We start from the raw sequence: 12,616 nt of genomic DNA, 5'->3' as shown, positions 1-12,616 counted from the left end.
TACTCAGGGCGACTTGGCCGCGTCTTTGGTCGTAGCCTCGGGCGGGTGAACCTCCGACAGGTCGTCGCGACCGGCTACGGCGGCCCCGAGCAGCTCGAGGTCCGCGAGCACGACCCCGGCGCACCCGACGAGGGGCAGGTGCTCGTCGAGGTGCGCGCGATCGGCGTCAACGCGTGGGACATGAAGTCCTACAGCGGCACCGTCGGCGACGACCCCGACAAGCTCCCGATCCTCCTCGGCGGCGAGTGCGCGGGCGTCGTGCTGGACGGTGCGCTGACCGCCGGCGACGAGGTGGTCGTCCACCCCGTGAGCGGGGCGTACGCCGACCGCGTGGTCGCCAAGGCGACGTCCTGCCTGCCCAAGCCCGCGGGCCTGTCGTGGGAGGAGGCCGCCGGCCTGATGCTCACCGGCACCGCCGCGGCCCACCTCGTCGCCGCGACCGGCGTGCGCGACGGCGAGGTCGTGCTGCTCAACGGCGCGGCGGGCGGCGTCGGCCTCTACGCCGCGCAGCTGGCCCGACGGCGCGGCGCCCGGGTGCTCGGCACCGCGCTGCCGGGCGACCACGACCTGCTGCGCGAGCTCGATGTCGAGCCGTTCGACTTCCGCGAGGACGTCGAGGCGTGGGTGCGCGAGCAGGCACCCGAGGGCGTCGACGCCGTGCTCGACGCCGTGGGCGCGCCGCCCGTGCTCGACCTGTCGCTGGCCGTCGCCAAGGACAGGGCGCGGGTCGCGACGCTGATCCCGAGCTCGGCCGCCGCCGAGCGCGGGCTCACCCAGCTCGGCTTCGGCGAGGGCGCCGACCCCGGCACCGAGCTGCGCGCGGCGGCCCGCCACGACCTCGTCCGTGCGATCGAGGAGGGCTGGCTGCGGGTGGTCGTCGCCGAGACGTTCCCGCTCGACCGCGCCGCCGACGCGCACCGGGCGATGGCCGCGCCCCACGGTGCCGGCAAGATCGTGCTGGTGCCGTGACCGACAGCGCCCGCGCGATCGAGAACCTGCTCTACACCTACGCCGACCGCATCGACCGCGGCGACCTCGACGGCGTCGCCGAGCTGTTCGCGCACGGGCGGATCCACGGTGTCGAGGGCGGCGGCCCGGAGACGGTGTTCGAGGGGCCCGAGCGCGTGCGCGCCCTCTACGGCCGGACCACCCGCATCCACGACGACACCGGCACGCCGAAGACCAAGCACCTCACCACCAACGCGATCATCGAGGTCGACGACGAGGCCGGCACCGCGACCGCGCAGTCGAGCTACCTCGTCACCCAGGCCACCGCCGGGCTCCCGCTGCAGGTGATCGTCACCGGCCGCTACCGCGACACCTTCCACCGCATCGACGGGCGGTGGTGGTTCGACACCCGGACCATGTACGTCGACCAGACCGGCGAGCTGAGCCACCACCTGCTGACCTGAGGCGCCTCTATAGGTTGGACCGATGGGCACGACGTCGGCACTCGCCCCGACCGCCGTGGGGGGCGACGAGGTCGTCTTCCGGCTCGCCGACCCCGAGCACGAGCTCGACGGGGTGTCCCTGTGGCTCGACCTCGTGCTCCCGGCCGACTGGCCCGAGGACCTCTCGCTCGCGCCGGTCGAGGGCGGCTGGGAGCTGCGGCTCGGGCTCCCCGACCTCGACTGCCTGGAGTACCTCTTCGACGCCGGCGGCGACATGGCCCCCGACCCCGGCAACCCCGACCAGGTCGACGGTGCCTTCGGTCCCCACTCCTGGCTGGCGCTGCCCGGCTACGCGCCGCCGGCCTGGCTCGAGGCCGAGGGCCGGCCGGGCGAGCGCCACCCGCTCACCGTCGGCGACCTCGACCTCGAGGTGTGGGAGCCCGACGGCAGCGCCGGCGAGCCCCTCCCGCTGCTGCTCGTGCACGACGGCGCCGAGATGGACACCTACGGCCGGGTGCTCCACTACGCCGCCACGCGGCCGCCGATGCGGGTGGCGCTGCTCAGCCCCGGCGGCGCACGCGACGAGCGCTACGCCGCCAACCCGGCGTACGCCGCGGCGCTGGTCGGTGACGTGCTGCCGGCGCTCCGCGCGGCGTACCCCACGGCGTACGAGCCCGTGCTGCTCGGCCAGAGCCTCGGCGGGCTGGCGGCGCTGCACGCCGCGTGGCTCTACCCGACGGCGTTCTCCGGGCTGATGCTCCAGTCGGGGTCGTTCTTCACCCCGGTGCTCGACCCGCAGGAGTCCGGCTACAGCCACTTCGACCACGTCGTCGGGTTCGTGTCGATGCTGCACGAGTCGACGGGGGCGCCGGCCGGGTTCCCGCCCGTGGCCATCACCTGCGGGCTGGCCGAGGAGAACCTCGCCAACAACCGCCTCATGCACACCCACCTCACCGAGCTCGACGTCGCGGTCACGTGGGGGGAGGCGCGGCAGGGCCACACGTGGACGTGCTGGCGCGACACCCTCGACCCCCACCTGGGTGACCTGCTCGACCGGGTGTGGGCATAGTGCGCTGATGGACCGCCACCAGGTCGAGCTCGACGCCCCCGGCTTCGGTCGGTCGGGCACGGTGATCCGCTACGGCCACTGGGGGCGGCCGGTGCTGGTCTTCCCGAGCGAGCGCGGCCGGGCCTGGGACTACGAGAACAACGGCATGGTCGGCGTCGTCGCCGACCTCGTCGACGCGGGTCGCTGCAAGCTCTACTGCGTCGACTCCTTCGACGACCAGACCTGGTCGGACTCCTCGCTGCCGCTCGAGGAGCGCGCCCGCCGGCACGGCGCCTACGCCTCGTGGATCCTCGACCAGGTGGTGCCCTTCGTCGGCACCGACAGCCCCGGCGCCACCGACGCCGTCGTCACCGGCTGCTCGATGGGCGCCTACCACGCGCTCCAGCTCGCGCTGACGCGCGCGGACCTGTTCCCCGTCGCCATCTGCCAGAGCGGCAACTACGACCCCGCCGCCTGGAACGCCTGGGGCGAGCGCGGCGAGGCGGCGTACTTCACCAACCCCAGCGACTACGTCGCCCACCTGAACGGCGAGCACCTCGACTGGCTGCGCGCGCGCCTGCACGTCGTGCTCGTGGTCGGCGAGGGTCCGTGGGAGACCCACCCCACCGGCTCGCTGCCCTCGGCGCGGCACCTCGCCGGCCTGCTGGCCGACAAGGGCATCCCGCACGAGCTCGACGTGTGGGGCCACGACTCCGCCCACGACTGGGACTGGTGGCGCAAGCAGATCGCCCACCACCTGCCGCGGTTCGTCTGAATGGACGGCGGATCCGAGCAGGCTCTGAAACGCGAGCTCCTGTCCTGGCTCGACGAGCAGCGGCGGCACGTCGTGGAGCAGGTGGAGACGATGCCGTCGGAGGCTCGTCGACGGTCCCAGGTGCCGTCCGGTTGGACGGCCCGTGGTCTCCTGCGCCACCTGACCCTCGACGTCGAGCGCGTGTGGTTCCGCGCTGTCATGGCCGGTGAGGAAGTGGAGCTTCCCCAGGGCTACGAGGGTTGGACCGCACCTGAGGACGAGAGCGACGACGACCTGCTCGCGGCGTACGCCCGGGAGTGCAGCCTGGCGACGGCGGCCATCGAAGGCCTGAGTCTGGATGCGGAGCCGGTGTGGTGGTTCGAGGGTGCTGGTGACCCTCCGCACTCCTCCCTCCGCGAGGTGATCCTGCACGTGATCGTCGAGACCGCGACCCATGCCGGCCACCTGGACGTCTGTCGCGAGCTGGTCGACGGGAGCCAGCGCCTCGTCCTCGACGAGCCGACGACCTGAGACGCTCTCGTCTGCCGCGGGTCGGGCGCTCTGCCTAGTCCGGTCCCAGGTCAGCGTCAGCCTCGAGCACCTCGCCGGTGAGGCTGTCGATCAGCTGGGTGCCTCGCGCGGCCGAGCGCAGAGCCAGAAGTGCGATCGCGCGGCGGTCGAACGACTCGGGCTCCGCGCGAGGGTCCGGGCCGACGAGGACCCAGCGACGCGGGCGCCGGGTGCCGGGGGCGGGGCGGCCGGGCTCGGGGTCGCGGTCGACGGGTGCGACGTACGCGCCGTGCAGCGCCTCGGCGAGCCGGGTGGCGCGCACCCGGCCGATGCCGGGGTGGCGGCGCAGGCCGTCGGGCGCGGCCTCGGCGACCCCCGCGAGGCTGCCGTAGGCGGCGAGCAGGCTGCGCGCCATGGTGCCGCTGATGCCGGGGACGACGGACAGCATCACCTCGGCCTGGGCCGACGGGTGACGCGGTGCGCGCCGAGGCCCCTCGGTGCGGGCGGTCGGACCGGTGCGCCGGGCGCGCTTGGCCAGGCGGACGATCCACGCCGCGCTGTCCTCTGCGTCCAGGCTGTGCAGCACGGTGAAGCCGTCCTCGATCAGCCGGCACACCGCTCCTCGCCACGCGTCCTCGGCGATGCCGTGCGGCTCGCCCTCGATCATCAGGACCGCCTGGGGGAACGCCGACTGCAGTCGCACCGCCTGGTCGAAGATGCGCCCGTCGCGGATCGACGCGCCCAGGTCGGCCGGGCCCTTGCGCTCGACCGCCAGGCCGACGCCCAGCACGTAGTCGCCGACGGGCAGGTCCGTCATCCGCACGTCGAGTCCCGCGTCGGTCAGTGCCTCGGGGATCGTGCTGTCCCGCTCCCGGTGGTCGACCAGCACCGGACCCACCTCGACCACACCTGTCCGCTACCCAAACCGCAGCCGTCTGACCACACGGTGTGATGGTCATGGCTGGGTACGGGACCACGTGAGCATCGACGCGTCCGACCACCTCGTGCGGGTCCGCGGTGCGAGCGAGCACAACCTGCGCAACGTCGACGTCGACATCCCCCGCGACGCGATGGTGGCCTTCACCGGGGTGTCGGGCTCGGGGAAGTCGTCGCTGGCCTTCGGCACGCTGTACGCCGAGGCGCAGCGCCGCTACTTCGAGTCGGTGGCGCCGTACGCGCGCAGGCTGCTCCAGCAGGTGGGCGCTCCGCACGTGCAGGAGATCACCGGGCTCCCGCCGGCGGTGGCCCTGCAGCAGCGCCGCGGAGCCGCCACCTCGCGGTCCTCGGTCGGCACCATCACCACGCTGTCCAACCTGCTGCGGATGCTCTTCTCGCGAGCCGGCGACTACCCGGCCGGCGCGGAGCACCTCGCGGCCGAGGCCTTCTCGCCCAACACCGTGGCGGGCGCCTGTCCCCGGTGTCACGGCCTGGGCGTCGTGCACGACGTCACCGAGGAGCTGCTGGTCCCGGACCCGTCGCTGAGCATCCGCGAGGGCGCGATCGCCGCGTGGCCGGGGGCCTGGCAGGGCGCCAACCTGCGCAGCATCGTCAGCGGCCTCGGCATCGACATCGACCGGCCTTGGCGCAGGCTGAGGAAGAAGGACCGGGACTGGCTGCTCTTCACCGAGGAGCAGCCGTCGGTCCTCATCGAGCCCGAGCGCGACCGCATCGACTACGGCTACTACGGGAAGTTCTGGAGCGCGCGCCAGCACGTGATGCACGTCCTCGCCGACTCCAAGAGCGAGCGGATGCGCGAGCGGGCCCTGCGCTTCGTCGAGGACGCTCCGTGCCCCGACTGCCGCGGCAGCGGGCTCCGCCCGGAGGCGCTCGCCGTGACCTTCGCCGGGCACTCCATCGCCGAGGTCAACGAGCTGTCGTTCGTCGAGCTCGTCGAGCTGCTGCGGCCCGTCGCGGAGCTCCCCGAGGAGACCAACGAGGTCGCCGTGCGGATCTGTGCCGACCTCGTCGCCCGGGTGGGGGTGCTCCTCCACCTCGGCCTGGGCTACCTCAGCCTCGGCCGGAGCTCGACGACGCTGTCACCCGGTGAGGCGCAGCGGCTGCGGATCGCGACCCAGCTGCGGTCGGGGCTGTTCGGTGTCGTCTACGTCCTGGACGAGCCCTCCGCGGGCCTGCACCCCGCCGACGCCGAGCCGCTGCTCGACGTGCTGGACCGGCTCAAGGCGTCCGGCAACTCGCTGTTCGTCGTCGAGCACGACCTCGACGTCGTACGCCGTGCGGACTGGGTCGTCGACATCGGTCCCGGTGCGGGGGAGGCCGGCGGCCGGGTCCTCTACAGCGGCCCGGTGCCCGGCCTCGAGGCCGTGGCCGACTCCGCGACCAGCGCCCACCTGTTCGGGCGCGCCGAGCGGCTCGAGCACGACGCGCGTGAGCCGCAGGGGTGGCTCCGGCTCGACGGGGTCACCCGGCACAACCTGCACGACCTGTCGGTGGAGATCCCGCTGTGCGTGCTGACCGCCGTCACCGGCGTCTCGGGCTCTGGCAAGTCGACCCTGGTCAGCCAGGTGCTCGCCGAGGACCGCGACGCCCTCGAGTCCTTCGACCGCCTCGTGCTCGTCGACCAGCGGCCGATCGGCAGGACGCCGCGGTCCAACCTGGCGACCTACACCGGGATGTTCGACGCGGTGCGCAGGCTCTACGCCGCCACGGACCTGGCGCAGGAGCGCGGGTACGGCGCCGGCCGCTTCTCGTTCAACGTCCCCGAGGGCCGCTGCGAGACCTGCCAGGGCGAGGGTTTCGTCGCCGTCGAGCTGCTCTTCCTGCCCGGGACCCACGCGCCGTGCCCGACCTGCCACGGTGCGCGCTACAACGCCGAGACGCTCGAGGTCACCTACCGCGGCAAGAACGTCGCCGAGATCCTCGGCCTCTCCGTCGACCAGGCCGCGACCTTCCTCGCCGACGTGCCCGCGGCCCTCCGCAGCCTCCGGACCCTGCGCGACGTGGGCTTGGGCTACCTGCGGCTGGGGCAGCCGGCGACCGAGCTGAGCGGCGGAGAGGCGCAACGGATCAAGCTCGCCACCGAGCTCCAGCGAGCCCACCGCGGTCATGCGCTCTACCTGCTCGACGAGCCCACCTCGGGGCTGCACCCCGCTGACACCGCGCTCCTGCTCCGCCAGCTGCACCGGCTCGTCGACGCCGGCAACACGGTGGTCCTCGTCGAGCACGACCTCGACGCCATCGCCACCGCCGACTGGGTCATCGACCTCGGCCCCGGCGGCGGCGACGCGGGCGGTCGGGTCGTCGCCACCGGCACGCCGGCCGACATCGCGAGGACGGAGGGGAGTGCAACGGCGCCGTACCTCGCGCGCCGGCTCGACCGGCCGTGACCTCGGTGCCCCAGAGTCGGCGGGTGTCCTCCGAGCCCGCCCACCACCCGTCGGCATGGCGCGGCCTGGTGCTCGTCTGCATCGCCGGGATGATCTGGGGCACGATCGGGCCGGTCGTGGACGTCGTCGACGACCGGTCCTCGCTGTCGGTGTGGATGGTCGGCGCCTACCGCGCCGTGGCGGCGGTCGTGGTGCTGCTGGTCGCGGTCGCCGCGTCCCGACGGCTGCCGCACTGCCGCGCGCTCGTGGCCGAGGACCCGTGGCGTGCCGTGAGCGTCGGGGTGCTGACCGCGACGTTCATGCTGCTGTTCTTCGTCTCGGTCGTGTCGGTCGGGGTCAGCATCGCGACCGTCGTGTGCCTCGGGTGGGCGCCGGTCCTGCTGCTCGTGGCAGATGTCGCGCGAGCACATCGACGGCCGCCACCCGGCCAGGTCCTGACGGTGGGTGCAGCGGTGGCCGGGCTCGTCCTGATCAGCGTGGCCGGGGGCGGCGACAGCGACCCCTCACACCCGGTCCTCGGCGTCGTGACCTCCCTTGCCTCGGGCACGGCGTACGCCCTGTCCGCCGAGCTCGGCCGCCCGCTGTCGACGGGTCACGACGCCGTCAGCGTCGCGACGGTGACCATGACCGTGGCCGCGGGTGTCCTGGTGGTGAGCGGGCTGGCCGTGACGCTCGTCCGAGGGGAGACCATGACGACCACGGACGGCACGACCTGGCTGCTCGTCGTCTACCTCGGCGTAGGCACGATGGCGCTGGCCTACGTGCTGCTGTTCGCCGGGCTGCGCACCACCCCCAGCCGCACCGCCGTGGTCGCCACCCTGCTGGAGCCGGTGACCGCGGTGCTGATCGCCGTCCTCCTCCTCGGCGAGCACCTCACCGCGGCCGGCACGGTCGGCGCGGTCCTGATCGTGGCCGCCATCGCGTCGCTCGGCGCCCGGCGGCCGACCCCTGTGCCACAGTGATTCGACAGCTGATGCACGGAAGCATCGACGCCGCGCGCTTGTTGGACCAGTGATGACCGAGACCATCTCCACGCCCGCAGCGCTCCCCGTCGCGCTCCAGCACCGGTTCGCCGACGAGCTGCCCGAGCTCGCCCTGCCGTGGCGCGCCGAGGACGCCGTCGAGGCGCGGCTGCTCGCGCTGTCCGAGGACCTCGCGACCGGGCTCGGCCTCGATCCCGTCGCACTGCGCACCGAGTCGGGCCTCGGCCTGCTGACCGGCACCGTGGTCCCGGCGGGTGCGACACCGGTCGCGCAGGGGTACGCCGGCCACCAGTTCGGCGGCTACTCGCCCCGTCTCGGGGACGGGCGGGCGCTCCTGCTCGGCGAGCTCACCGACACCGACGGGCGGCTGCGCGACCTGCACCTCAAGGGGTCGGGACGCACGCCGTTCGCCCGCGGAGGTGACGGCCGGGCCGCGGTCGGGCCGATGCTGCGCGAGCACGTGGTCAGCGAGGCGATGCACGCCCTCGGCATCCCCACCACCCGGTCGCTCGCCGTGGTCGCGACCGGGCGCGCGGTGCAGCGCGAGACCGTGCTGCCCGGCGCCGTGCTGGCCCGCGTCGCCTCGAGCCACCTGCGCGTCGGGAGCTTCCAGTACGCCCGCGCGCTCGGCGCCCAGGCGGGTGACGACCAGGTGCTCCGCCGACTCGCCGACCACGCGATCGCCCGCCACCACCCCGATGCGGCGGACGCCGATGCGCCGTACGTCGCGCTCTACGACGCGGTCGTCGCGGCGCAGGCCGAGCTGGTCGCGTCGTGGATGCTGGTCGGCTTCGTGCACGGCGTGATGAACACCGACAACATGACGATCTCCGGCGAGACGATCGACTACGGACCCTGCGCGTTCCTCGAGGCCCACGACCCGGCGACGGTGTTCTCGTCGATCGACACGGGCGGCCGCTACGCCTACGGCAACCAGCCGGCCGTCGCGTCCTGGAACCTCGCCCGCCTGGCCGAGGCGATGCTGCCGCTCTTCGACGCCGACGAGGAGGCGGCGATCGCGATCGCCCAGGAGTCGCTCGGTCGGTTCGCCGGGCTCTACGCCGACGCGTGGACCGCCGGCATGCGCGCCAAGCTCGGGCTCCCGGAGGGCCTCGACGACCAGGTGCTGCGCCCGCTGCTCGAGGAGCTCGAGGAGCTGATGACGGGCGGTCACGTCGACCACACGTCGTTCTTCCGCTCGCTCGCGCGGCTGGCGCGCGGCGACGCCGAGCCCGCCCGCGGCGCCGTGCTCGACCTCGTCGCGTTCGACGCGTGGGCCGAGCGCTGGCTGGCGCTCGAGCCGGACGCCGACGCGATGGACCGGGTCAACCCGGTCTACGTGCCGCGCAACCACCTCGTCGAGGAGGCCCTCGACGCCGCCACCGGCGGCGACCTCGCTCCGGTCGAGCGACTGCTCGAGGCCGTGCGCCGGCCCTACGACGAGCGCCCCGGGCTCGAGCGCTACGCCGCGCAGGCGCCCGAGGACTTCGGCCGCTACGTCACCTACTGCGGCACCTGAGCCGCGTAGGCGAGCTCGACCGCGTCGAAGATCGCGGCGTCGATCGTGCGCGGCGCGAGCGCGTCCCCGATCACGTGCGCCGACGCCAGCCCCTCGGGGAGCACGGACTCGCGCGGCTCGACCGCGACGACGGTGTCGACACCGCGGATCGTGCCGCGCGCGCCGGTGAGCGCGTCGCAGACCGTGAGCTCGCCGCCCGCCCACGACTCGACGACGTGGTGGACGCTCCTGCCGAACGACGCCGACCCGAGCCGCTCGAGGAGGAGCTGCCGGTCGTAGCCGCTGCCGACGTGGGGGAACAGCGACTCGAAGACGGTGACCACCTCGACCTCACGGTCCGGCCCGAGCAGCGACTGCACGACCCCCGAGGCGTACGACGTCCCGTCGGAGTCGACCACCACGACCCGCCGCCCGAGCGCGGTCGGGTCGTCGAGCGCGGCGAACGCGTCGACGACGTCGTGCGGCACGCCGTCGGCCCAGGTGCCGCCGGCCGCGAGCGACGTGCCGCTCGGCGCGCGGGCGCCGGTGGCGACGACGACCTCGTCGGCGCCGAGGTCCCGGATCGCCTCCACAGTGGAGGAAATTCCGAGCCGCACCTCGACACCCGCGGCCGCGAGGTCGCGCAGCAGGTCCCGGAGCAGCAGGTCCACGCTCTCGCGACCGGGCACGCGTCGCGCACGGAGCAGCTGCCCGCCGAGCTCGGCGGCCCGCTCGAGCAGCACCACCTCGTGGCCGTCGCGTGCCAGCTCGACCGTGGCCCGCATGCCGGCCGGGCCACCACCTACCACCACCCAACGACGGGGCGAGGAGGTCGGCGGCCGGGGCGGCCGCTCCCGCTCGCGGCCGGCCACCGGGTTCACCGTGCACGAGACGGGCAGGCCCCGGCTGCCGCGGCCCAGGCAGCCCTGGTTGAGCCGGATGCAGTGCGCGATCTCGGCGTGCCGCCCCTCGCGCAGCTTGGTCGCCAGGTCGGGGTCGGCGAGCTGCGCCCGCGTGAGCGCCACCATGTCCGCGACGCCGGAGTCGACGACCTCGGCGGCCTCCTCGACCGACGCGACCGCTCCGACGCCGAAGACCGGCAGGTCGGGGTTGGCCGCCTTGACCGCCGCCACCTCCTCGCGCAGCCACGGCGCCGGCACCCCCGACGGCGCGAACACGAAGTGCACGTTGTGGTAGCCGCCCGCCGCGAGGTCGACGAAGTCGACGCGAGCCTCGGCGCGCAGCCGCGCGATGACCTCGCGGCAGTCGGCGGGGCCGAGCCCGCGCGGGTGCCGCTCGTCGGCCACCACGCGGATGCCGACCGTGAAGTCGTCGCCCACCCTGGCCCGCACGGCCGCCAGCACCTCGCGGGGGAACCGGGTGCGGCCGTCGAGGTCGCCGCCATACGCGTCGGACCGCAGGTTGTAGAGCGGGGAGAGGAACTGGTGCAGTAGGTAGCCGTGCGCCAGGTGCAGCTCGACGCCGTCGAACCCGCCCCGCCGCGCGAGCTCCGCGCAGCGCGCCCACGACTCGACGAGCCGGGCGATGTCGGCCGGGGTCATCGCGGTGGTCGCGTGACCGGTGGCGGGCGAGACGACCCGCGAGGGGGCGTACGCCGGCCGCGGGCCGACCGGGCCGTCGGGCTGGGTCTGGGCGCCGTGGTGGTTGAGCTGCACCAGGATGCGGGCGCCGGCCTGGTGCACGGCGTCGGTCAGCCGGCGGTTCGCCTCGACCGAGCGCGGGTCGAACGCGTCCTGGAAGTGCCGGATCGAGCCGCTCGGGTCGACGAGGTGGTTGCCCGCGACGAACAGCGCGCAGCCGCCCTCGGCGCGCCTCACGAAGTACGCCGTCTCGCGGTCGGACTCGACCCGGTCGGAGTACTGCTTGGAGTGCGCCGCCTGCATGAGGCGGTTCGCGACCTCGAAGGTGCCGATCCGCAGCGGCGTGAACAGCGCGCTCACGGTCAGGAGTCGAGGTGCGCTGCGAGCCGCTCCACGGTGCCGTCGACGTCGGTGAGCTTGTCGAGCCCGAAGAGCCCGAGCCGGAACGTCGAGAAGTCGTCGCGCTCCCCGCACATCAGCGGCACGCCGGCCGCGACCTGCATCCCGCGCTGCTTGAGCGTCGCGCCGCTGCGGATGTCGGGGTCCTCGGTGTAGGACACGACCACGCTCGGGGCGGCGTACTCCGCGGCCGCGACCGACGGGAAGCCGCGCTCGGCCAGCAGGGCGCGCACCCGCGCGCCGAGCGAGGTCTGCGCCTCGCGCAGCCGGTCGAGACCGGCGTCGCGGGTCAGCAGCATGAGCTCGGCGTCGTGCGCGAGCGTGTCGGTCGGCATCGTGGCGTGGTACGGCGTCTGCCCCTGCGTGTAGGCCTCGCTGATCGTCAGCCACTTCTGCAGGTCGACGGCGAAGCTGGTCGAGGTCGTCGACATGACCCGCTCGCGGCCGGCCTCGCCGAGCATCACGTAGCCCGCGCACGGCGACCCGCTCCACCCCTTCTGCGGGGCGCTGAGCAGGACGTCGACGCCGAGGTCGGTCATGTCGACCCACAGGGCGCCCGAGGCGATGCAGTCGAGGACGAGCAGCCCGCCCACGTCGTGGGTCGCCGTCGCGAGCGCGCGGACGTAGTCGTCGGGCAGGAGCATGCCCGCGGCGGTCTCGACGTGCGCGGCGAACACCACCTCGGGACGCTCGCGCTCGATCGCCGCGACCACCTCGTCGACGGGCGCCGGGACCCAGGGCGCCTGCGGCTCGTCGGCCACCTGGCGGGCGCTGCACACCGTCGCCGCGGCCGCCACCGACCCGGCGTCGAAGATCTGCGACCAGCGGTAGGAGAACAGGCCGTTGCGCACGACCAGGCAGCGCCGGCCGGTCGCGAGCTGCCGGGCGACGGCCTCCATCGCGTAGGTGCCGCCGCCGGGCACGACGGCGACCGTGTGGGCGGCGTACGTCGTGCGGAGGACGTCCATCACGTCCTGCATCACCCCGACGAAGCGCTGCGACATGTGGTTGAGGGACCGGTCGGTGAAGACGACGGAGTACTCGAGCAGACCGTCGGGATCGACGTCGGGGCGCGGAAGGGTCACTCC

11 protein-coding genes are annotated in these 12,616 nt (G+C 74.0%); 8 read left to right on the top strand and 3 right to left on the bottom strand.

From position 1 onward, the window contains the following. Positions 1-45 precede the first annotated feature (45 nt). From G514_RS0110005 to G514_RS0109985, 5 genes are read left to right on the top strand one after another with little or no spacing between them, the layout of a single operon-like run. Positions 46-969 (top strand): quinone oxidoreductase family protein, encoded by a 924-nt coding sequence (locus G514_RS0110005; RefSeq protein WP_028651636.1) that lies wholly within the window; start codon positions 46-48, stop codon positions 967-969. After that, the gene (locus tag G514_RS0110000; protein ID WP_028651635.1) at positions 966-1,412 is read left to right on the top strand and encodes a nuclear transport factor 2 family protein; all 447 of its coding nucleotides are present in this window, start codon (positions 966-968) and stop codon (positions 1,410-1,412) included. Before G514_RS0110005 ends, G514_RS0110000 begins: the two co-directional genes overlap by 4 nt. Before the next feature lie 22 nt (positions 1,413-1,434). Continuing rightward, entirely contained in the window at positions 1,435-2,460 is a 1,026-nt protein-coding gene (locus tag G514_RS0109995; RefSeq protein ID WP_028651634.1) for an alpha/beta hydrolase, read from the top strand. A gap of 7 nt (positions 2,461-2,467) precedes the next feature. Then, positions 2,468-3,214 carry an esterase family protein gene (locus G514_RS0109990; RefSeq protein WP_028651633.1) on the top strand — a complete coding sequence of 249 codons (747 nt, stop codon included), beginning with the start codon at positions 2,468-2,470 and terminating at the stop codon, positions 3,212-3,214. Beyond that, a complete protein-coding gene (locus G514_RS0109985; protein WP_028651632.1) occupies positions 3,215-3,724 on the top strand; it encodes a DinB family protein in 510 nt (169 codons plus the stop codon). A 34-nt stretch (positions 3,725-3,758) separates the two neighbouring features. Here G514_RS0109985 and G514_RS0109980 read toward each other — a convergent pair whose 3' ends face one another. Beyond that, the gene (locus tag G514_RS0109980; protein ID WP_028651631.1) at positions 3,759-4,610 is read right to left on the bottom strand and encodes an ERCC4 domain-containing protein; all 852 of its coding nucleotides are present in this window, start codon (positions 4,608-4,610) and stop codon (positions 3,759-3,761) included. Positions 4,611-4,680: 70 nt separating this feature from the next. Between G514_RS0109980 and G514_RS0109975 the strand changes: the two genes are divergently transcribed. From G514_RS0109975 to G514_RS0109965, 3 genes are read left to right on the top strand one after another with little or no spacing between them, the layout of a single operon-like run. Then, complete coding sequence (locus tag G514_RS0109975; RefSeq protein WP_028651630.1) at positions 4,681-7,047, top strand: ATP-binding cassette domain-containing protein; 2,367 nt, start codon at positions 4,681-4,683, stop codon at positions 7,045-7,047. Between the two features lie 23 nt (positions 7,048-7,070). Beyond that, positions 7,071-8,009: a DMT family transporter gene (locus tag G514_RS0109970; RefSeq protein ID WP_036564434.1), complete on the top strand. Its 939-nt coding sequence runs from the start codon at positions 7,071-7,073 to the stop codon at positions 8,007-8,009. Between the two features lie 52 nt (positions 8,010-8,061). Beyond that, positions 8,062-9,549: a protein adenylyltransferase SelO gene (locus G514_RS0109965; protein WP_051247266.1), complete on the top strand. Its 1,488-nt coding sequence runs from the start codon at positions 8,062-8,064 to the stop codon at positions 9,547-9,549. Here G514_RS0109965 and G514_RS0109960 read toward each other — a convergent pair. Together G514_RS0109960 and G514_RS0109955 are read right to left on the bottom strand one after the other, a co-directional pair. Then, entirely contained in the window at positions 9,534-11,489 is a 1,956-nt protein-coding gene (locus tag G514_RS0109960; RefSeq protein ID WP_211222107.1) for an oxidoreductase, read from the bottom strand. The two genes, G514_RS0109965 and G514_RS0109960, sit on opposite strands and share 16 nt — an antisense overlap. Positions 11,490-11,491: 2 nt before the next feature. Then, positions 11,492-12,613, bottom strand: coding sequence for an aminotransferase class V-fold PLP-dependent enzyme (locus G514_RS0109955; RefSeq protein WP_028651626.1), 1,122 nt, complete (start codon positions 12,611-12,613; stop codon positions 11,492-11,494). Positions 12,614-12,616: the final 3 nt, after the last annotated feature.

Source organism: Nocardioides halotolerans DSM 19273 (genome assembly GCF_000422805.1).
Taxonomy (GTDB): Bacteria; Actinomycetota; Actinomycetes; order Propionibacteriales; family Nocardioidaceae; genus Nocardioides; species Nocardioides halotolerans.
This window is presented reverse-complemented; position numbering and strand designations above follow the sequence as displayed.

What these genes read in the sequence shown, in the direction of transcription:
- G514_RS0109985 (WP_028651632.1), top strand. Translation starts at nt 3,215, where the DNA reads ATGGACGGCGGATCCGAGCAGGCTCTGAAACGCGAGCTCCTGTCCTGG.
- G514_RS0109995 (WP_028651634.1), top strand. Translation starts at nt 1,435, where the DNA reads ATGGGCACGACGTCGGCACTCGCCCCGACCGCCGTGGGGGGCGACGAG.
- G514_RS0109990 (WP_028651633.1), top strand. Translation starts at nt 2,468, where the DNA reads ATGGACCGCCACCAGGTCGAGCTCGACGCCCCCGGCTTCGGTCGGTCG.
- G514_RS0109965 (WP_051247266.1), top strand. Translation starts at nt 8,062, where the DNA reads ATGACCGAGACCATCTCCACGCCCGCAGCGCTCCCCGTCGCGCTCCAG.